General features: G+C 40.6%; 31 protein-coding genes. All 31 read right to left on the bottom strand.

The window, feature by feature from the left end; all coding sequences use genetic code 11:
• Positions 1–781: 781 nt before the first annotated feature.
• The 31 genes from rpsI to rplB all read right to left on the bottom strand — a co-directional run bounded on the left by rpsI (position 782) and on the right by rplB (position 17,958).
• Complete coding sequence (rpsI, locus tag BN997_RS06885) at positions 782–1,174, bottom strand: 30S ribosomal protein S9 (RefSeq protein ID WP_042530842.1); 393 nt, start codon at positions 1,172–1,174, stop codon at positions 782–784.
• A gap of 19 nt (positions 1,175–1,193) precedes the next feature.
• Complete coding sequence (gene rplM, locus BN997_RS06880) at positions 1,194–1,631, bottom strand: 50S ribosomal protein L13 (protein WP_042530840.1); 438 nt, start codon at positions 1,629–1,631, stop codon at positions 1,194–1,196.
• Positions 1,632–1,826: 195 nt separating this feature from the next.
• Positions 1,827–2,600 carry a tRNA pseudouridine(38-40) synthase TruA gene (truA, locus tag BN997_RS06875; RefSeq protein ID WP_042530838.1) on the bottom strand — a complete coding sequence of 258 codons (774 nt, stop codon included), beginning with the start codon at positions 2,598–2,600 and terminating at the stop codon, positions 1,827–1,829.
• A gap of 22 nt (positions 2,601–2,622) precedes the next feature.
• Positions 2,623–3,420, bottom strand: coding sequence for an energy-coupling factor transporter transmembrane component T family protein (locus BN997_RS06870; RefSeq protein ID WP_042530836.1), 798 nt, complete (start codon positions 3,418–3,420; stop codon positions 2,623–2,625).
• Positions 3,413–4,282 carry an energy-coupling factor ABC transporter ATP-binding protein gene (locus BN997_RS06865; protein ID WP_042530834.1) on the bottom strand — a complete coding sequence of 290 codons (870 nt, stop codon included), beginning with the start codon at positions 4,280–4,282 and terminating at the stop codon, positions 3,413–3,415. Before BN997_RS06865 ends, BN997_RS06870 begins: the two co-directional genes overlap by 8 nt.
• The gene (locus BN997_RS06860; protein WP_042530833.1) at positions 4,258–5,100 is read right to left on the bottom strand and encodes an energy-coupling factor ABC transporter ATP-binding protein; all 843 of its coding nucleotides are present in this window, start codon (positions 5,098–5,100) and stop codon (positions 4,258–4,260) included. The genes BN997_RS06865 and BN997_RS06860 overlap by 25 nt, the downstream gene beginning before the upstream one ends.
• A gap of 485 nt (positions 5,101–5,585) precedes the next feature.
• Positions 5,586–5,939, bottom strand: a complete 354-nt coding sequence (gene rplQ, locus BN997_RS06855) for a 50S ribosomal protein L17 (RefSeq protein ID WP_042530831.1) — start codon at positions 5,937–5,939, stop codon at positions 5,586–5,588.
• Positions 5,940–5,983: 44 nt separating this feature from the next.
• On the bottom strand, positions 5,984–6,928 hold the full coding sequence (locus BN997_RS06850) for a DNA-directed RNA polymerase subunit alpha (protein ID WP_042530829.1): 945 nt from the start codon (positions 6,926–6,928) through the stop codon (positions 5,984–5,986).
• Between the two features lie 204 nt (positions 6,929–7,132).
• On the bottom strand, positions 7,133–7,522 hold the full coding sequence (rpsK, locus tag BN997_RS06845) for a 30S ribosomal protein S11 (RefSeq protein WP_042530827.1): 390 nt from the start codon (positions 7,520–7,522) through the stop codon (positions 7,133–7,135).
• Between the two features lie 21 nt (positions 7,523–7,543).
• Complete coding sequence (gene rpsM / locus BN997_RS06840) at positions 7,544–7,909, bottom strand: 30S ribosomal protein S13 (RefSeq protein WP_042530825.1); 366 nt, start codon at positions 7,907–7,909, stop codon at positions 7,544–7,546.
• 23 nt (positions 7,910–7,932) lie between these two features.
• A complete protein-coding gene (gene rpmJ / locus BN997_RS06835; RefSeq protein WP_010095733.1) occupies positions 7,933–8,046 on the bottom strand; it encodes a 50S ribosomal protein L36 in 114 nt (37 codons plus the stop codon).
• Positions 8,047–8,077: 31 nt separating this feature from the next.
• On the bottom strand, positions 8,078–8,296 hold the full coding sequence (gene infA, locus BN997_RS06830) for a translation initiation factor IF-1 (protein ID WP_040985051.1): 219 nt from the start codon (positions 8,294–8,296) through the stop codon (positions 8,078–8,080).
• Between the two features lie 465 nt (positions 8,297–8,761).
• Positions 8,762–9,406: an adenylate kinase gene (locus BN997_RS06825; protein ID WP_042530822.1), complete on the bottom strand. Its 645-nt coding sequence runs from the start codon at positions 9,404–9,406 to the stop codon at positions 8,762–8,764.
• A 30-nt stretch (positions 9,407–9,436) separates the two neighbouring features.
• On the bottom strand, positions 9,437–10,732 hold the full coding sequence (secY, locus tag BN997_RS06820; RefSeq protein ID WP_042530819.1) for a preprotein translocase subunit SecY: 1,296 nt from the start codon (positions 10,730–10,732) through the stop codon (positions 9,437–9,439).
• Position 10,733: 1 nt separating this feature from the next.
• The gene (rplO, locus tag BN997_RS06815) at positions 10,734–11,174 is read right to left on the bottom strand and encodes a 50S ribosomal protein L15 (protein ID WP_042530817.1); all 441 of its coding nucleotides are present in this window, start codon (positions 11,172–11,174) and stop codon (positions 10,734–10,736) included.
• Between the two features lie 29 nt (positions 11,175–11,203).
• On the bottom strand, positions 11,204–11,386 hold the full coding sequence (rpmD, locus tag BN997_RS06810; protein ID WP_042530815.1) for a 50S ribosomal protein L30: 183 nt from the start codon (positions 11,384–11,386) through the stop codon (positions 11,204–11,206).
• Positions 11,387–11,399: 13 nt separating this feature from the next.
• Positions 11,400–11,900, bottom strand: a complete 501-nt coding sequence (rpsE, locus tag BN997_RS06805) for a 30S ribosomal protein S5 (RefSeq protein ID WP_139089182.1) — start codon at positions 11,898–11,900, stop codon at positions 11,400–11,402.
• 28 nt (positions 11,901–11,928) lie between these two features.
• Entirely contained in the window at positions 11,929–12,288 is a 360-nt protein-coding gene (gene rplR, locus BN997_RS06800) for a 50S ribosomal protein L18 (RefSeq protein WP_042530812.1), read from the bottom strand.
• A gap of 30 nt (positions 12,289–12,318) precedes the next feature.
• The gene (rplF, locus tag BN997_RS06795) at positions 12,319–12,855 is read right to left on the bottom strand and encodes a 50S ribosomal protein L6 (protein ID WP_042530810.1); all 537 of its coding nucleotides are present in this window, start codon (positions 12,853–12,855) and stop codon (positions 12,319–12,321) included.
• Between the two features lie 31 nt (positions 12,856–12,886).
• Positions 12,887–13,285, bottom strand: a complete 399-nt coding sequence (gene rpsH, locus BN997_RS06790; RefSeq protein WP_042530808.1) for a 30S ribosomal protein S8 — start codon at positions 13,283–13,285, stop codon at positions 12,887–12,889.
• 29 nt (positions 13,286–13,314) lie between these two features.
• Positions 13,315–13,500 (bottom strand): type Z 30S ribosomal protein S14, encoded by a 186-nt coding sequence (locus BN997_RS06785; RefSeq protein WP_010652082.1) that lies wholly within the window; start codon positions 13,498–13,500, stop codon positions 13,315–13,317.
• 28 nt (positions 13,501–13,528) lie between these two features.
• Positions 13,529–14,068, bottom strand: a complete 540-nt coding sequence (gene rplE, locus BN997_RS06780; RefSeq protein ID WP_042530805.1) for a 50S ribosomal protein L5 — start codon at positions 14,066–14,068, stop codon at positions 13,529–13,531.
• 27 nt (positions 14,069–14,095) lie between these two features.
• Positions 14,096–14,407 (bottom strand): 50S ribosomal protein L24, encoded by a 312-nt coding sequence (gene rplX / locus BN997_RS06775; RefSeq protein WP_042530803.1) that lies wholly within the window; start codon positions 14,405–14,407, stop codon positions 14,096–14,098.
• Positions 14,408–14,441: 34 nt separating this feature from the next.
• On the bottom strand, positions 14,442–14,810 hold the full coding sequence (gene rplN / locus BN997_RS06770) for a 50S ribosomal protein L14 (RefSeq protein ID WP_040985075.1): 369 nt from the start codon (positions 14,808–14,810) through the stop codon (positions 14,442–14,444).
• 42 nt (positions 14,811–14,852) lie between these two features.
• Positions 14,853–15,116 carry a 30S ribosomal protein S17 gene (gene rpsQ / locus BN997_RS06765; protein ID WP_042530801.1) on the bottom strand — a complete coding sequence of 88 codons (264 nt, stop codon included), beginning with the start codon at positions 15,114–15,116 and terminating at the stop codon, positions 14,853–14,855.
• A gap of 26 nt (positions 15,117–15,142) precedes the next feature.
• Positions 15,143–15,343, bottom strand: coding sequence for a 50S ribosomal protein L29 (rpmC, locus tag BN997_RS06760; protein WP_042530799.1), 201 nt, complete (start codon positions 15,341–15,343; stop codon positions 15,143–15,145).
• Positions 15,333–15,767, bottom strand: coding sequence for a 50S ribosomal protein L16 (rplP, locus tag BN997_RS06755; protein WP_042530797.1), 435 nt, complete (start codon positions 15,765–15,767; stop codon positions 15,333–15,335). Before rplP ends, rpmC begins: the two co-directional genes overlap by 11 nt.
• Positions 15,768–15,785: 18 nt before the next feature.
• Positions 15,786–16,427: a 30S ribosomal protein S3 gene (gene rpsC, locus BN997_RS06750; protein ID WP_042530795.1), complete on the bottom strand. Its 642-nt coding sequence runs from the start codon at positions 16,425–16,427 to the stop codon at positions 15,786–15,788.
• Between the two features lie 3 nt (positions 16,428–16,430).
• The gene (gene rplV / locus BN997_RS06745) at positions 16,431–16,772 is read right to left on the bottom strand and encodes a 50S ribosomal protein L22 (RefSeq protein WP_042530793.1); all 342 of its coding nucleotides are present in this window, start codon (positions 16,770–16,772) and stop codon (positions 16,431–16,433) included.
• A gap of 19 nt (positions 16,773–16,791) precedes the next feature.
• Positions 16,792–17,070 (bottom strand): 30S ribosomal protein S19, encoded by a 279-nt coding sequence (gene rpsS, locus BN997_RS06740; RefSeq protein ID WP_042530791.1) that lies wholly within the window; start codon positions 17,068–17,070, stop codon positions 16,792–16,794.
• 57 nt (positions 17,071–17,127) lie between these two features.
• Positions 17,128–17,958 (bottom strand): 50S ribosomal protein L2, encoded by an 831-nt coding sequence (rplB, locus tag BN997_RS06735; protein WP_042530789.1) that lies wholly within the window; start codon positions 17,956–17,958, stop codon positions 17,128–17,130.
• Positions 17,959–17,993: the final 35 nt, after the last annotated feature.

The following is a 17,993-nucleotide window of genomic DNA, read 5'->3' as shown; positions in this document are numbered from 1 at the left end:
CCATACTGTGTATAGAAGTCTTTTTACCTGTAAATTATTTAGATTATTGGATAATTAAGTTTGTAAATTGGATAGCAATAATAAGGGGATCTAAGCCCAATTTTGGGCATTAACCAAGAATCCTCCATGTAAACCATCTTTACTTTTTCATCCGAATGGTTCACGAGTAATAGCTTTACCTCTGGATTAAATTCATATCTGACAATCATAACCTCCTCTACTCTAGGAATGAAAAAGGGATTATCACTGAAAAGTAAAGCCAGCTTTCACCCCAGAATGAGGTTATTCCACCAGCCCACGCTTGTCCTATTAGCATAAATAACAATGCAGTAATTAAAGAAATTATTATTCCGAAAACTACCCCTGTAATTTGTTTGCTCATAACTATTCACCTTCACCAACTGATAATGTATCCAATACTTATTAAACAATCTTGCCTCTTTAGTTGAAGTACATTTCTTTGCAAGATCTCTTTATTTTAACATCCAAGTACGAAATCACCTATAAAGGATTATTCCATTATATGGTCCTTATCTGGAGTGAAACTCACTTTTATCTCGAAATCAAGTCTTCAAGATAATGGCCCGTTTGTTGCATTACCCCAATGTAATTGTATCAAACTTAATTTCAAAATCACAGCTTCTTTTTCTCTAAATTATTTGTCTACTACTTGTATGTTATGTGTATGCTACGTGTGAATTTTCCCCTGTTTTTAAAGCACTGCATATACAGTAAAATCCCCCAACCATAGGTAGTTGAGGGATTTGCAAGTGTTGATTTATTAACGTTTTGAGAACTGAGGAGCACGACGGGCTTTCTTAAGGCCATATTTCTTACGCTCTTTCGCTCTAGGATCACGTGTAAGAAATCCTTCTGTTTTTAATGAAGCACGGTATTCTGGATCTGCTTGCAGTAAAGCACGTGCGATTCCGTGACGGATTGCACCTGCTTGACCAGTAAATCCTCCGCCATGTACATTTACAAGAACATCATATGTTCCTTGAGTTTCTGTAGTAGCAAGCGGCTGGTTCAAGATTAAAAGTTGTGTTTCATATGGAAAATAGTCTCTAGCATCGCGACCATTGATTGTAACGTTTCCTGTACCTGGTACTAGACGTACGCGGGCAGTTGACTTTTTACGGCGACCTGTGCCATAGTATTGTACTTGTGCCAATTCATTTACCTCCCTTTAATTATCCGCGAAGTTCGTAAACTTCTGGTTTTTGAGCTTGATGGCTATGCTCAGCGCCTCTGTATACGTGCAATTTCTTCTTCATTTTACGTCCTAAAGGTCCTTTTGGAAGCATTCCTTTGATTGCAACTTCAAGCATTTCTTCAGGGTATTTTGTACGCATTTCGTATGCGTTACGTGCTCTTAATCCACCTGGATGATGGGAATGATTGTAGTACATTTTGTCATTCATTTTGTTTCCAGATAGTTCAATTTTGTCTGCATTGATGATAATTACATAATCACCAGTGTCTGCATGTGGTGTGTACGTAGGTTTATGTTTACCACGTAAGATAGCAGCTACTTCGCTTGCTAAACGTCCTAAACGTTGTCCTTCCGCATCCACAACCAACCATTTGCGTTCGATGTTCGCTTCATTTGCCATGAAAGTTGTGCGCATGATTTTTTCCCTCCATATATCGTTCATTCTTTATTCTTCGTAATCATATTTTTATTCTTAACATAATTAGATTCCGGGGCTAATCATGGTTTAGAAATAAAATGCCATATATCATCTTATACTTTTCCCAACCAAAAGTCAAGCCTCGTATGAAAGTAATTGCAAAAATTCTTCTCTTTTTTTATGCCTATTCTTTCAATCTCCGGAATGCTTCTCTTTTTCCTGCTCATGATAGCTTACTTCCCATAGATACAGTCCATTTGGAGAAATTGTTTTCCCCAGCTGACCTCTCTCTTTCGCAGCTAAGAGGGCTGGTATTTCCTCTGGACGCCGCTTGCCAACTCCCACGTCTAAAAGTGCACTGACCATTATTCGCACCATATTGTACAAAAAGCCGCTTCCACGGAAAACAAATTCAATATCGTCTTCTTTCTTCCTGCAGGATGCATGGAACAATGTACGTATTTTAGAGCCTTTCACAGACGACTTTGCGGAAGAAAAGGTGGTAAAGTCATGTGTCCCCTCTAAATGCTTACAGGCAGCTTGTATGGCTTCTATATCAAGACATTTAGGAAAGTGCAATACATAATTGCGGCGGAATACATCGGGATCTTCCCTGTTCAAGACGATATAATGGTATTCTTTCTGCTTTACACTGTAGCGGGCATGAAAGGCAGCATCCACTTTCTCTACGTATAATACCCGGACATCATCCGGCAAAAGGGTGTTGACAGCTTGTTTCCAGTTTCGCTCAGGTATCGTTAAAGGGGTATCAAAATGAATAACCTGTCCAACTGCATGGACACCTGTATCCGTTCGCCCCGATGCCTGGATACGTATCGTTTCCCCTTTATGGATTTTAGCTAAGGCTTTTTCCAGTGAGCCCTGAACGGTACGGTGATCAGGCTGTACCTGAAAACCCGCAAAGCCTGAACCGTCATAAGTAATCGTGCATTTTATCCGTTCCATTTACACAGTCCCTTTCCTTTCCTTACTGTCTTAACACAAACAAGGCTGCCAACATTAGTACAAAAGCAATCAATATAAGAATATCCTTTGTACCTACGTGCAATTCACGGAGCTTGCTTCTCCCTTCCCCGCCTTGATAACCGCGCGCTTCCATCGCCATTGCCAGGTCCTCGGCACGTTTAAACGCACTCACAAACAAAGGAACCAGTAATGGAATAACTGCCATAATCCGATCCTTCACCGGGCCTGTACGAAAATCAACACCGCGTGCCGCCTGCGCTCGGGATATTTTATCTGTTTCCTGCATCAATGTCGGAATAAACCGCAGAGAAATAGACATCATCAACGCCAGCTCATGAACAGGGAACTTAATTTTTTTCAATGGGTGAAGCATTTCCTCCATGGCATCCGTTATTTCAATCGGTGTGGTCGTCAACGTTAATAAAGAAGTCGTCAGGATGAGCAGGAAAAAGCGTAAGGAAATCGCAAAACCTTGGATAATCCCGCCGCTGTAAATCTTAAAAAATCCCCAATCGACTACGACATTTCCTTCATTTGTGATAATCAGATGCAGAATAAATGTAAAAATAATTAAAAACCAGACGGGCAGCAATCCTTTTAATATAAACTGTAACGGTACTTTGGAATTCAGTACACAAAGCAAGGAGAAAGCAGTTAATAAGCTGTACGTCGGTACATTGTTTGCAAAAAAGACAACAATCACAAAGAAAAAGACAACTGTGATTTTGGTTCTTGGGTCTAACCGGTGGATAAAGGAGTTTCCAGGAACATATTGACCAATGATTAATGCATTATTCATCCGATTCCACCTCCAGCTGTCCCTTTATCTCATTTGCTAACTCCTGCAAGGTTTGGTGCTGATAGTTTAAAGAAGTACCGAATCGTTCATTATACTGATTCAGAAAATGAATAACTTCCGGCGTGTCCAATTGGACCTCCTGCAGCTTGTCTGTTTGTTTAAATACTTCCAGCGGCGGGCCTTCCATATATTTTTTACCGCCATTTAGAATAATCACTTTATCCGCATAAGCGAGCGCATCCTCCATGCTATGCGTTACCAATACCGTCGTCAGTTGACGCTCCTGATGCAGCTGATAAAACATATCCATGATTTCACGCTGTCCGCGCGGATCCAGCCCGGCAGTCGGCTCGTCCAATACAAGCACTTCTGGAGCCATCGCCAATACGCCTGCAATAGCTACACGCCGCTTCTGTCCGCCGCTTAAATCAAACGGAGAACGCTCTAATATTTCTGCTGGCAGTCCAACGGCAGGGAGAAGTCGCTCTATTCTGCGGTCAATTTCCTCCTGCTCCACATCAAAATTTTTCGGACCAAAAGCAATATCCTTCGCAACGGTTTCTTCAAATAGCTGATGCTCCGGATATTGAAACACCACACCAACTTTTCTTCTTAAATCACGGATATTCTTAGGCTTTCCTTCTGAACTCAGCAGGAAATCACCAATCGTTATCTCTCCCCTGCTCGGCAGGCTTAAACCATTTAAATGCTGGATGAGTGTTGATTTCCCAGAGCCTGTATGACCAATCACAGCAACAAACGAACCAGCTTCCACCGTGAAAGAAATGTCTTCAAGGGCTTTGTGGGCAAAGGGGCTATTCTCTTGATAAATATAACTTACATCTTTGAATTGAATTTCCATAATTCCTCCAACAACTCTTCGTGGTTTAATGCTGCTTCTTTTAATTCGACGCCCTGCTTCATCAGCTCATCAGTTAATTGTGCAACAAAGGGCACGTCCAAGCCAATTTCACGCAAGCTTTCCCGCTGCAGGAATAACTCTCTTGGTGTGGTTTCTTCCCAAATTTCTCCCTTATTCATCACAATCACACGATCTGCTTGAACAATTTCCTGCAAGTCATGTGTGATGGTAATCAGAGAAAGTCCTTCTGATTCCTGGATATCATTTACGGTATGCATAATTTCTTTTCTGCCAGTCGGATCGAGCATTGCTGTTGCCTCATCTAAAATCAATACTTTTGGAGCAATCGCTAAGACGCTGGCAATCGCCACTCGCTGTTTTTGCCCGCCAGACAGCCGGTGGGGTTCAGTGATTAAATAATCCTGCATACGAACGGCAGATAAGGTGCGCTGGATTCTCTCTCTCATCTCTTCTCTGGGGATTCCTCTGTTTTCCATTCCAAATGCCACATCATCTTGAACGGTTGCCCCAACAAATTGATTATCTGGATTTTGAAAGACCATCCCTACGTCTTTACGTATATCCCAGACGGTATCATCATCTACTTTTTGACCATCGACAACGATTTCCCCATCTTTTGGCATTAATAATCCATTAAGCAGCTTGGCGATGGTTGATTTTCCAGAGCCATTGTGTCCAATAATCGCAACCCATTCGCCTTCATAAATCTCAAAGGAAACCTGATTTAACACAAGCGCTCCCTCTTCCTCATATTGAAAGGAAACATTCTTAAACTCTACTAGCTTTTTTCTGTCCATCCAGACACCCCCTTCTCCTGTTTTTTTATTATGTAATTTGTTTTTCTATTATGGTTATTATTTTACCCATAGCGGCGGATGAACGAAAGTATTTACTTAAACAAAAGCTGATAATGTTTAATAGTAATTCTGGCCAACGCTACGGAAATACACTACGCTTTCCATGGGCTTGCGCTCAGCCTCCTCGAAAAAGAAGACCACTTTTTCCCTGCGGAGGCATACAGGATGTATGTCAGTTCGGTGTTGCGACAGGACGTCGCGAACTTAACCGAACTTCCTTTTACGCTTTCCCGTAGGAGTCTCCGTATATTTCCTCCGCTGGGTGTTGAGTATAAAATTCGTTTTTCTCTATAAACAAAAAGACTATGGTAATATTAATCAAGATTTTTATATCAAAACTGGTGAATAATCATTTTCCAATACAAAAAAAGGGCTTGGATAACCTCTGAGAGAGATTGAGTCCTGCCCCTTGCCGTTTGTAGTAATTAAACCAACTCAATGATTGCCATTTTAGCGCCATCGCCTTGGCGTTCACCAAGTTTAAGAACGCGTGTATATCCACCTTGTCTATCTTCATAGCGCGCAGCAACATCATCAAATAGTTTTTGAATTACATTATTTTCTTCATCCGCTTCTTTGTTGTATAAAAATGCTGCAGCTTGACGGCGTGCATGTAAATCCCCACGCTTACCAAGAGTAATCATTTTATCTACAATCGATCTTAACTCTTTCGCTTTTGCTTCTGTTGTTTCAATGCGTTCATGAATGATTACATCAGCTGCAAGGTTGCGAAGAAGAGCCATACGACTATCTGTTGAACGTCCTAATTTTCTAGCCACGGACTATCCCTCCCTTTTTTGAAACTAGTCAGGTGACTGTTATATCAGTCATCATCTCGAAGACCTAATCCTAGATCCTCTAATTTTACTTTTACTTCTTCTAATGATTTACGTCCTAAATTACGAACCTTCATCATATCTTCTTCAGATTTATTTGCAAGCTCTTGTACAGTGTTGATGCCAGCACGTTTCAAACAGTTGTAAGAACGAACAGAAAGATCAAGCTCTTCAATGGTCATTTCCATTACTTTTTCTTTTTGATCTTCTTCTTTTTCAACCATAATTTCTACGTTCTGTGCTTCATCTGTCAAGCCGACAAAAATATTCAAATGCTCCGTAATGATTTTTGCACCTAGAGAAACTGCTTCTTCTGGGCGAATACTACCGTCAGTCGAAACATCCAATGTCAGTTTATCATAATTAGCGATTTGACCTACACGTGTGTTCTCTACTTGATACGTAACACGTGATACTGGTGTAAAAATGGAATCAATTGGAATGACACCAATTGGCTGATCATCAAAATTGTTTTCATCTGCCGGGCGATATCCGCGGCCTCTTTCAGCAGTTAACTTCATATGAAGGTTAGCTTTACTGTTTAATGTCGCAATATGAAGATCTGGGTTCATCACTTCCACATCACTATCATATGTCAAGTCTGCAGCAGTTACTGCTCCTTCTCCCTGAACATCAATTTCTAATGTCTTCGGTTCATCAGAGTAGATTTTTAGTGCAAGCTTTTTCAAATTAAGAATGATAGTAGTAACGTCCTCCACAACCCCATCAATCGTTGAAAATTCATGCAGTGCTCCATCGATATGAACAGTTGTTACAGCAGCACCTGGTAGTGAGGATAGTAAGATACGACGCAAGGAGTTTCCAAGTGTGGCACCATATCCACGTTCTAGCGGTTCAACTACAAATTTACCAAACATAGCATCATCGCTAATTTCAATCGTTTCAATTTTTGGCTTTTCTATCTCGATCATTTAACAAACCCTCCTTTAAAACGTCGAAACCCCGGCTAGACAACAAAGTCTAACCGAAATTCCTCAAATAGGCAGTTGGCGTTTCTGCTCTACCTAATAATCTTTTGTACAAACTGTCTTTGGAATCTGTTTATCTACACATGTAGATAACCGTATGTTTTATCAACCAGTATGACCAAGTTGATAAAATTCTATACGGTTAAATTAAACACGACGACGTTTTGGCGGGCGGCAACCATTATGAGGAACTGGAGTTACGTCAACAATTGCAGTAACTTCTAATCCAGCAGCCTGTAAAGAACGGATTGCAGCTTCACGACCAGCGCCAGGTCCTTTAACAGTAACTTCTAATGTTTTCATGCCGTTTTCGGTTGCAGACTTCGCAGCTGTTTCAGCAGCCATTTGTGCAGCAAACGGAGTTGATTTTTTAGATCCTTTAAAACCTAGAGCACCAGCAGAGCTCCAGCCGATAGCATTACCTTGTGTATCCGTGATAGTAACAATTGTATTGTTAAAAGTAGAACGGATATGAGCAATACCAGATTCTATATTCTTTTTCACACGACGTTTACGCGTATTTGTTTTACGTGCCATTTGTAAGCTTACCTCCTTACATTACTTTTTCTTGTTAGCCATTGTCTTACGTGGGCCTTTACGTGTACGAGAGTTATTCTTTGTCTTTTGTCCGCGAACTGGTAATCCGCGACGATGACGAATACCTCTGTAAGCACCGATTTCGATCAAACGTTTGATGTTCAAGGATACTTCACGACGAAGATCCCCTTCTGTAGTGTAGCTATCAATCGCTTGACGGATTCTTGTTAATTCGTCTTCCGTTAAATCACGGACACGAGTATCTTCAGAAACGCCTGCTTCTTTAAGGACTTCCTGTGCAGTAGTTTTTCCAATACCATAAACATATGTTAAGGAAATTACTACTCTTTTATCACGTGGAATATCAATACCTGCAATACGTGCCATAGAATGCTAGCACCTCCTATTTATTAGCCTTGTTTTTGTTTGTGTTTTGGATTTTCACAAATTACCATTACTTTACCTTTGCGTTTGATGACTTTGCATTTCTCGCAAATTGGTTTTACAGATGCTCTTACCTTCATCATCATTACCTCCTTTTAGATCGGAGCTCGTTTATTTATAACGGTACGTAATTCGTCCTTTGGTTAAATCATACGGAGAAAGCTCAACCGTAACTTTATCGCCCGGTAAAATGCGGATAAAGTGCATACGGATTTTACCAGATACATGCGCCAATACGGTATGGCCGTTTTCAAGCTCCACTTTAAACATCGCATTCGGCAATGTATCTGTCACTGTACCTTCTACTTCAATAACATCGTCTTTCGCCATTGTGTGTGATCTCCCTTCTTCAAATCAGTTACAACCTTATCTAAATCTAGGATAAAGCTTTCGTTTCCTTTTGTGACAAGCCAGTCTTGATATGCTGCTCGCTTATCTTCCGGGAAACATTGAACGTACATCTGGCGCTCTATCATCAGAAGATGATTTATAAACGCACTGCTTGCTTCTTCCATTGGCCAGCGTAGGACAACCGGCCGTTCACAACCGAGATATCAATTGTACTGACCTGAATCACTATCCTGCATCATACGTACAAATTGACCCTTGCTTTTAGAAAATCAATTTGTTAACGTATATCAGCTCTCACCATCACCTAGGCAATTGTTTGTTTTATATCAAAAGGTTGATGAACCAATTTTTTATCGTGTTTGATAAAAGCATTACACATTATCTCACCTATTATAACTCGCAGACCTAAGTTTTGCACTTATTCTGTCTGCTAAAAGGGGTGACTTATTTATCCAAAATGGATTCAATATCGGAGAACACATCGTTAATATCACGATCACCGTCCACCTTCAAAAGATATCCTTTTTCTTGATAAAAATCAAGTAATGGCTGTGTTTGCTCTACGTTAACGGCTAACCGTTTTTTCACCGTTTCAGGTTGATCATCATCTCGCTGAATTAACTGGGAGCCATCTTTATCACAAATACCTTCTGTTTTAGGAGGGTTATAAACAACGTGATAAGTTGTTCCGCAAGTCGGACAAATTCTCCGTCCAGTTAAACGCTCTACCAATTTTTCTTCTGGTACATCCACATGTATACAATAGTCGATGGTTCTATTCAAATCAGCTGTCAATTCTTCAAGTGCTTCCGCTTGAGCAATTGTGCGCGGGAATCCATCTAATAGGAAACCTTCTTTACAATCGTCCTTTGCTAAGCGCTCTTTGACTATACCGATGGTTACTTCATCTGGAACAAGATTTCCTTGGTCCATATATTCCTTTGCTTTCTTACCAAGATCCGTACCTTCTTTAATCGCCAGTCGGAACATATCCCCCGTTGAAATGTGAGGGATGTTATATTTTTCTTCGATTTTCTCGGCCTGGGTACCTTTCCCAGCACCAGGTAGCCCCATTAAGATTAAATTCATTCTTTCCCCTCGCTTTTGTAGGCAGGAAATTTACTTAATAAACCCTTTATAATGTCGCTTTACAAGCTGACCTTCTAATTGCTTCATGGTTGTTAATGCAACACCGACAACAATGATCAAGCTCGTGCCGCCGATTTGAACTGTCTGCGGAAGATTTGCAAGACCGCCCAAGATAATTGGGAACACAGAAACAGCTGCTAAGAATAATGCACCAACAAAGGTCAATCTGCGAATCACCCTTGTTAAATATTCTTCTGTATTGTGCCCCGGACGAATTCCAGGAATGTAGCCGCCCTGTCTTTGCAAGTTCTCGGACATTTGTTCTGGATTGACCTGAACAAATGTATAGAAATAGGAGAAAGCAATGATCAGTGCAACATAGATTATCATACCTACAGGTTGTGTGTAATCAAAAACGTACGTTACGATATTTGCTACTTGATTTCCTTCAAAAAATCCAGCAATGGTCGTAGGTGCAATCATAAAGGCAATCGCAAAAATAACTGGAATTACCCCTGCTGCATTTACCTTGATTGGCAGATGCGTTGACTGTCCGCCTACTGGTGTACGATTAACTAACTTTTTCGCATACTGCACTGGAATTTTACGCAATGCTTCGTTTACGAAAATAATTCCAACCGTCACAGCAATAACCACTAACACAATTAACGTTACAATAACGATATTGATAAACAATTCACTTCCCGGGTTCGAGAAATATTGATTGTATATTTGGCCAGCGCCGTTCGGAATAGCAGCAACGATACCGGCAAAGATAATGATAGAAATACCATTACCTACACCGTGAGCAGTAATCTGTTCACCTAACCACATTAGAAAAGCTGTTCCGCCTGTTAATACGATAGCAATCGTTAAGAATTTGATGACGCCAGGATCCTGAATCAGTAATCCCCCTGCCATGGCATTAAAACCGATGGACATAGCAATTGCCTGAACAAATGCTATACCGACAGCCGCATAACGTGTGACCTGAGCGATTTTCTTTCGACCCATTTCTCCTTGCTTCTTCCATTCAGCAAACTTCGGAACAACATCCATTTGCAACAACTGCATGATAATTGATGCGGTGATGTAAGGCATGATCCCCATCGCAAAAATAGAGAAGTTTTCTAACGCCCCACCGCCAAACGTATTTATGAAGCCAAACATATTTTGCTGGCTCATCATAAATTGAATTGCTGATTGATCTGTAAAGGGCACGGTAATAAACGTACCAATACGGAATATAATAAGCATTAGCAGTGTAAATATAATTTTATTTCTTATATCTTTCACACGTAAAAAATTGGAGAGTGTCTGAAACAAATTAGATCACCTCAGATTGACCGCCCGCTGCCTCAATTGCTTCTTTCGCAGATGCAGAGAACTTATGAGCTTTTACAGTCAGTTTCTTTTCTAATTGACCTTTTCCAAGAACCTTAATTCCAGCATTCAATTTGCTTACGACACCAGTTTCTAATAATAGCTCTGGAGTAACTTCAGTTCCTTCTTCAAAGCGATTAAGTGTATCCAGGTTCACAATTGCATATTCTTTACGGTTGATATTTGTAAAACCGCGCTTCGGCAAACGTTGGAATAAGGGCATTTGACCACCTTCAAAACCAAGTCTTACACCGCCGCCAGAACGTGCTTTTTGACCTTTATGTCCACGACCAGAAGTTTTTCCGTTACCTGAAGAAGTTCCGCGACCTACACGGTTTCTTTCTTTACGAGTTCCTTCTGCTGCTTTTAATTCATGAAGTTTCATGCGAGCACCTCCTCTTCACAATAAATTTATTAAACTTCTTTAACTGTCAATAAGTGGGACACTCTGTTAACCATACCGCGAACGGCTGGAGTATCTTCACGTACAACCGATTGACGAATTTTCTTTAACCCTAACGCTTCAACAGTTTTACGTTGAACGTCACTGCCTCCGATAACACTGCGAGTGAGGGTTATTTCTAATTTTTTAGACATAGTGATTCCCTCCTTATCCTAACAGTTCTTCAACAGACTTTCCACGTAATTTCGCTACGTCCTCAGCTGTTTTTAAATTAGTTAAACCGTTCAATGTAGCACGGATAACGTTAATTGGTGTGTTGGATCCTAATGATTTTGTCAGGATATCACCTACACCAGCAAGCTCTAAAATCGCACGTACTGGACCACCGGAGATAACTCCAGTACCTTCAGAAGCAGGCTTCATCAATACGTTACCAGAACCAAACTGACCATGGATTTGGTGTGGAATGGTTGTGCCTACGATTGGTACAGTAATTAAGTTTTTCTTCGCATCATCTACTGCTTTTTTAATAGCTTCAGGTACTTCTTGTGCTTTACCAGTACCGAAACCTACATGACCGTTCTTGTCACCTACAACTACTAATGCTGCAAAGCGGAAACGACGTCCACCTTTTACAACCTTTGCAACACGGTTGACCGTAACAACACGTTCTTCAAGATCTAATTTGCTCGGATCAATATTCGTAATCATTATAGATGGTTACCTCCTTTTACTTTTAAAATTCAAGGCCTTCCTCGCGAGCTGCCTCTGCTAAAGCTTTGATTCGTCCATGATATAAATAACCACCACGATCAAATACAATAGATTTATATCCTTTGTCAATTGCACGTTTTGCAACAGCTGCCCCAACTGCTTTCGCAGCGTCGACATTGCTTCCGTTGATTTCAAGCTCTTTATCAACTGTAGAAGCACTTGCCAGGGTTACACCATTGACATCATCAATCAATTGAGCATAAATGTTTTTGTTGGAACGATACACATTCAAACGTGGACGTTCTGCAGTTCCTGATAATGTTCTGCGTACACGGTTGTGACGCTTTTTACGGATAACATTTTTGTCAGGCTTTGTGATCATCTGGGTCACTCCTTTCTCGGGCTAAAAAACTTACTTAGCAGTTTTACCTTCTTTACGACGTACATATTCATCCGCATATTTGATTCCTTTACCTTTATAAGGCTCTGGCGGGCGGATTGCTCGGATATTAGCAGCAACTGCTCCTACTAACTCTTTATCGATACCTTTAACAACGATTTGTGTGTTTTTAGGTACTTCGATTTCAATACCGTCAATTGGGTCAAGTTCAACAGGATGTGAATAACCAGCGTTAACAACTGTTTTGTTTCCCTGCTTTTGAGCACGGTAACCAACACCGTTGATTTCCAATGATTTTTCAAAACCTTTACTTACTCCAACTACCATGTTATTGATTAAGCTGCGAGTAGTACCATGCAGTGCTCGGTGTTCTTTATGATCACTCGGGCGCTCCAAAGTTACGATATTACCCTCAACGTTAACTTTAATATCTGGATGAAAATCTCTTGTTAATTCACCCTTTGGTCCTTTAACTGTCAGTGTAGTTCCGTTGAATTTCAACTCTACACCTTCTGGAATTTCAATAGGCTTAAGTCCGACACGAGACATTCTCTGCACCTCCTCTGATAAATTATAGTTCTTACCAAACGTACGCTAGTACTTCTCCGCCAACTGCCTGAGAACGAGCTTCTTTGTCAGAAAGCATTCCGTTAGAAGTTGATACGATAGCAATGCCAAGTCCGTTCAATACACGTGGTACTTCATTTGCTTTAGCATATACGCGTAAACCTGGTTTACTGATACGTTTGATTCCTGTGATAACTCTATCTTCGTTTGCACTATATTTTAAGAAGATACGTAATATACCTTGTTTGTTATCTTCAACTAACTCATAATCCTTCACATAGCCTTCACGTTTCAGGATATCAGCGATCTCTTTTTTAATTTTAGAAGCAGGAAGCTCTAATTGTTCATGTTTAACCATGTTCGCATTACGAATGCGAGTAAGCATATCTGCAATTGGATCTGTCATAACCATTACTAATTACCTCCTTCCCGAATCGGGGATTACCAACTTGCTTTTTTGACACCAGGAATTTGACCTTTATAGGCAAGTTCACGGAAACAAATACGGCAAAGTTTAAATTTACGAATTACTGAATGCGGGCGACCACAGCGTTCGCAACGAGTGTACTCTTGTACTTTATATTTTTGCGGGCGCTTTTGTTTCGCTATCATAGATTTTTTAGCCAAAATTTTCCCTCCTTGTATTAGCTCACGACTACTTTTGGAAAGGCATGCCCAGCCCAGCTAAAAGTTCACGAGCTTCTTCGTCAGTGTTAGAAGTTGTTACAATAACAATATCCATACCACGAACTTTATTGACTTTATCGTAATTAATTTCTGGGAAAATCAACTGTTCTTTCACACCTAAAGTGTAGTTTCCACGACCATCAAATGCTTTTTTAGAAATACCGCGGAAGTCACGTACACGTGGAAGAGATACAGCAATCAGTTTTTGCAAGAAGTCATACATGCGTTCTCCACGCAAAGTAACTTTTGCACCAATTGGCATTCCTTCACGAAGACGGAAACCTGCGATGGATTTCTTAGCACGAGTAATCAATGGTTTTTGACCAGAAATTAAAGCTAATTCTTCAACAGCACTATCCAATGCCTTAGAGTTTTGTACTGCGTCACCAACACCCATGTTGATTACGATTTTCTCTATTTTAGGTACTTCCATTACGGAATCATAATTGAATTTATTCATTAAAGATGAAGTGATTTCATCATTATACTTTTGTTTTAATTCGTTCATGTGTTAGCCCTCCTTTCACAGAAAAACTTATTTATCTAATGCTTCACCGGATTTTTTTGCAATACGGATTTTTTTACCATCTTTTATTTCATAGCCAACACGAGTTGGTTCTCCGGACTTCGGATCGATTGGCAATACATTAGAAACATGAATTGGAGCTTCGATATTCAAGATTCCGCCTTGCGGATTATCTTGAGATGGCTTCGCATGTTTTTGGATCATGTTCACACCTTCTACTAATACGCGCTCTTTCTTCGGAAATGCTTCTAATACAGTGCCTTCTTTACCGCGGTCTTTGCCGGATAACACTTTGACTTTATCACCTTTTTTTACATGCATGCTTTACGCACCTCCTTGATGAGGAAATTTCTTCTTATAAAACTTCTGGAGCTAGAGATACGATTTTCATGAATTGAGCCTCACGTAATTCACGTGCAACAGGTCCGAAGATACGAGTTCCTCTTGGACTTTTATCATCACGGATAATTACGGCAGCATTTTCATCAAAACGGATGTAAGAACCATCTTTACGACGAGCACCAGATTTAGAACGTACAATCACTGCCTTTACAACGTCGCCTTTCTTGACAACGCCCCCTGGTGTTGCTTGTTTGACCGTGCAAACAATAACATCACCAATGTTGGCAGTTTTGCGACCGGAACCGCCTAATACTTTAATGGTTAATACTTCACGAGCACCAGAGTTATCTGCAACCTTCAAACGAGTTTCTTGTTGAATCATAACACTGTGACCTCCCTTCGGATACCTTCCGAGCGAACTTTATTAAATAATTACCGCTTCTTCTACTACTTCTACTAAACGGAAACGTTTTGTAGCTGATAGCGGGCGAGTTTCCATGATTTTTACAACATCACCAGTTTTTGCAACATTGTTTTCATCATGTGTTTTAAATTTCTTAGAATACTTAACACGTTTTCCATAAAGCTTATGGAATTTGTAAGTTTCAACTAAAACTGTAATAGTTTTATCCATTTTGTCGGATACAACACGACCAGTATAAACTTTACGATCATTACGTTCAGACATTGAGGTTAACCTCCCCTCTGGAATCTTTAGTTATTTGCACTTAGTTCGCGCTCGCGAACAACGGTTTTAAGACGAGCAATTGATTTGCGTACTTCACGGATACGTGCAGTGTTTTCCAATTGACCAGTAGCTAATTGGAAACGTAAATTAAATAACTCTTCTTTCAACGTTTTAACATTTTTTTCAATTTCGGCAGTGGTTAAATCTCTGATTTCTTTAGCCTTCATTGCTTTCACCACCAATTTCTTCACGTTTTACGAATTTCGTTTTAATAGGTAATTTATGTGCTGCAAGCCGAAGTGCTTCACGAGCTACCTCTTCAGATACACCTGCAATTTCAAACATAATTTTACCAGGCTTTACTACTGCTACCCATCCTTCTGGAGCACCTTTACCGGATCCCATACGAACCTCTAAAGGCTTTGCAGTGTAAGGTTTGTCTGGAAAGATTTTGATCCAAACTTTACCGCCACGTTTCATGTAACGAGTCATTGCAATACGCGCTGCCTCGATTTGGCGGCTTGTAATCCAAGAAGCGTCAAGTGCTTGTAAACCATATTCTCCGAAAGAAACAGTTGTACCGCCTTTTGCTTGGCCTCTCATTTTACCACGATGTTGTCTACGATATTTAACACGTTTAGGCATTAACATAGTAATGAGCCCCCTCCCTTATTTATCGGTTTTTGTTGGAAGGACTTCTCCACGATAAATCCATACTTTAACACCTAATTTACCATACGTAGTATCAGCTTCTGCTGTACCATAGTCAATGTCAGCACGTAAAGTATGAAGTGGTACTGTTCCTTCACTGTAATGTTCTGCACGAGCGATGTCCGCACCGCCTAGACGTCCAGATACTTGTGTTTTGATTCCTTTAGCTCCAGCACGCATCGCACGTTGGATAGCTTGCTTTTGAGCACGACGGAATGAAATACGATTTTCTAATTGACGAGCAATATTATCAGCAACAAGTGCTGCATCAATATCTACTTTTTTGATTTCAACGATATTGATATGAACTCGTTTGCCAGTTAAGTTGTTTAAAGATTTACGTAAAGCTTCAACTTCGGATCCGCCTTTACCAATGACCATACCTGGTTTGCCAGTATGGATAGTAATGTTTACACGGTTTGCTGCACGTTCAATTTCAATAGAAGAAACAGCAGCCGTTTTAAGACGTCCTTCAAGATATTCTCTGATTTTAATATCTTCATGCAGTAAGTCTGCATAGTCTTTCCCAGCGTACCATTTAGACTCCCAGTCCTTAATGACACCTACGCGAAGACCTGTTGGATTAACTTTTTGACCCACTGACTATCCCTCCTTCTTTTCGTTTACCACAACTGTGATGTGGCTGGTACGTTTATTGATTCTGCTTGCACGTCCTTGTGCACGTGGACGGAAACGTTTCAAAGTAGCTCCTTCGTTCACATATGCTTCAGATACTACTAAATTGTCTGCATCCATTTCATAATTGTGCTCTGCGTTCGCAACAGCAGAATTTAATACTTTTTCTACGACTGGAGAAGCTCCGCGCTGAGTATGTTTTAAAATAGCGATTGCTTCGCCAACCTCTTTTCCTCGAATTAGATCTACAACTAAACGAACCTTACGAGGAGCAATACGAACTGATTTCGCAACGGCTTTAGCTTGCATGCCTGGTACCTCCTCTCATTTAACGTCTTGTTTTTTTATCGTCACCAGCGTGTCCTCTGTACGTACGAGTTGGTGCGAATTCACCTAATTTATGACCGACCATATCTTCCGTGATATATACTGGCACATGCTTACGTCCATCATATACTGCAACGGTATGACCAACGAATTGCGGGAAAATTGTTGAGCGACGAGACCAAGTTTTTATTACTTGCTTCTTGTCTTCTGTGTTCAATACTTCAATTTTCTTCATTAGATGGTCATCTGCAAAAGGTCCTTTTTTCAAACTGCGACCCATGGATAAGCCTCCTTCCAGGGATTAGAGACGGGTGCTTTAGCCCGCCCGTTTTTCCGTTTATTTTTTACGTCTACGAACGATATACTTATCAGATGGTTTATTACGTTTACGTGTTTTGTAACCAAGTGTTGGTTTGCCCCAAGGTGACATTGGTGATTTACGTCCGATTGGCGCGCGTCCTTCACCACCACCATGCGGGTGATCATTAGGGTTCATAACAGAACCGCGAACAGTTGGACGGATACCTTTCCAACGGGAACGACCAGCTTTACCTACACGGATGAGTTCATGTTCAATGTTACCGACTTGACCAATTGTAGCACGGCAAGTTGTTAATACTAAACGAACTTCTCCAGAAGCAAGGCGTACAAGTGTATATTTTTCTTCGCGTCCCAAGATTTGAGCTTCTGCACCAGCAGAACGAGCAATTTGGCCTCCGCGTCCCGGTTTTAATTCGATATTATGGATAACAGTACCTACTGGAATGCTTCCAAGCGGTAATGCGTTACCTACTTTAATATCTGCATTTTCACCAGATTCAATTACTTGCCCTACTTTAACATTTTTCGGAGCAAGGATATAACGTTTCTCCCCATCAGCATAATGGATTAATGCAATGTTTGCTGAACGGTTAGGATCGTATTCGATTGTAGCAACGCGTCCTGGCACACCATCTTTATCGCGTTTGAAGTCGATAATACGATATTGGCGCTTATGACCGCCGCCGTGATGACGAACCGTTAATTTCCCTTGATTGTTACGTCCACCACGTTTAGATAATGGAGCTAAAAGGGATTTCTCAGGGGTATTCGTAGTAATCTCTGCAAAGTCTGATCCAGACATATTACGTCTACCATTTGAGGTTGGTTTATACTTTTTAATCGCCATCGTTGTCCCTCCTTTTAGTTTGGAATATATTCATT

Source organism: Oceanobacillus oncorhynchi, assembly GCF_000821065.1.
GTDB lineage: Bacteria > Bacillota > Bacilli > Bacillales > Amphibacillaceae > Oceanobacillus > Oceanobacillus oncorhynchi.
This window is presented reverse-complemented; position numbering and strand designations above follow the sequence as displayed.

Coding starts and splice junctions, on each gene's coding strand:
- rplM (WP_042530840.1), bottom strand. CDS start 1,631: ATGCGCACAACTTTCATGGCAAATGAAGCGAACATCGAACGCAAATGG.
- truA (WP_042530838.1), bottom strand. CDS start 2,600: ATGGAACGGATAAAATGCACGATTACTTATGACGGTTCAGGCTTTGCG.
- BN997_RS06870 (WP_042530836.1), bottom strand. CDS start 3,420: ATGAATAATGCATTAATCATTGGTCAATATGTTCCTGGAAACTCCTTT.
- BN997_RS06865 (WP_042530834.1), bottom strand. CDS start 4,282: ATGGAAATTCAATTCAAAGATGTAAGTTATATTTATCAAGAGAATAGC.
- BN997_RS06860 (WP_042530833.1), bottom strand. CDS start 5,100: ATGGACAGAAAAAAGCTAGTAGAGTTTAAGAATGTTTCCTTTCAATAT.
- BN997_RS06850 (WP_042530829.1), bottom strand. CDS start 6,928: ATGATCGAGATAGAAAAGCCAAAAATTGAAACGATTGAAATTAGCGAT.
- rpsK (WP_042530827.1), bottom strand. CDS start 7,522: ATGGCACGTAAAACAAATACGCGTAAACGTCGTGTGAAAAAGAATATA.
- rpsM (WP_042530825.1), bottom strand. CDS start 7,909: ATGGCACGTATTGCAGGTATTGATATTCCACGTGATAAAAGAGTAGTA.
- rpmJ (WP_010095733.1), bottom strand. CDS start 8,046: ATGAAGGTAAGAGCATCTGTAAAACCAATTTGCGAGAAATGCAAAGTC.
- infA (WP_040985051.1), bottom strand. CDS start 8,296: ATGGCGAAAGACGATGTTATTGAAGTAGAAGGTACAGTGACAGATACA.
- BN997_RS06825 (WP_042530822.1), bottom strand. CDS start 9,406: ATGAATTTAATCTTAATGGGGCTACCTGGTGCTGGGAAAGGTACCCAG.
- rplO (WP_042530817.1), bottom strand. CDS start 11,174: ATGAAACTTCATGAATTAAAAGCAGCAGAAGGAACTCGTAAAGAAAGA.
- rpmD (WP_042530815.1), bottom strand. CDS start 11,386: ATGTCTAAAAAATTAGAAATAACCCTCACTCGCAGTGTTATCGGAGGC.
- rplR (WP_042530812.1), bottom strand. CDS start 12,288: ATGATCACAAAGCCTGACAAAAATGTTATCCGTAAAAAGCGTCACAAC.
- rplF (WP_042530810.1), bottom strand. CDS start 12,855: ATGTCTCGTGTCGGACTTAAGCCTATTGAAATTCCAGAAGGTGTAGAG.
- rpsH (WP_042530808.1), bottom strand. CDS start 13,285: ATGGTTATGACAGATCCAATTGCAGATATGCTTACTCGCATTCGTAAT.
- rplE (WP_042530805.1), bottom strand. CDS start 14,068: ATGAACGAATTAAAACAAAAGTATAATGATGAAATCACTTCATCTTTA.
- rplX (WP_042530803.1), bottom strand. CDS start 14,407: ATGCATGTAAAAAAAGGTGATAAAGTCAAAGTGTTATCCGGCAAAGAC.
- rplN (WP_040985075.1), bottom strand. CDS start 14,810: ATGATTCAACAAGAAACTCGTTTGAAGGTTGCAGATAACTCTGGTGCT.
- rpsQ (WP_042530801.1), bottom strand. CDS start 15,116: ATGTCTGAACGTAATGATCGTAAAGTTTATACTGGTCGTGTTGTATCC.
- rpmC (WP_042530799.1), bottom strand. CDS start 15,343: ATGAAGGCTAAAGAAATCAGAGATTTAACCACTGCCGAAATTGAAAAA.
- rplP (WP_042530797.1), bottom strand. CDS start 15,767: ATGTTAATGCCTAAACGTGTTAAATATCGTAGACAACATCGTGGTAAA.
- rplV (WP_042530793.1), bottom strand. CDS start 16,772: ATGCAAGCTAAAGCCGTTGCGAAATCAGTTCGTATTGCTCCTCGTAAG.
- rpsS (WP_042530791.1), bottom strand. CDS start 17,070: ATGGGTCGCAGTTTGAAAAAAGGACCTTTTGCAGATGACCATCTAATG.
- rplB (WP_042530789.1), bottom strand. CDS start 17,958: ATGGCGATTAAAAAGTATAAACCAACCTCAAATGGTAGACGTAATATG.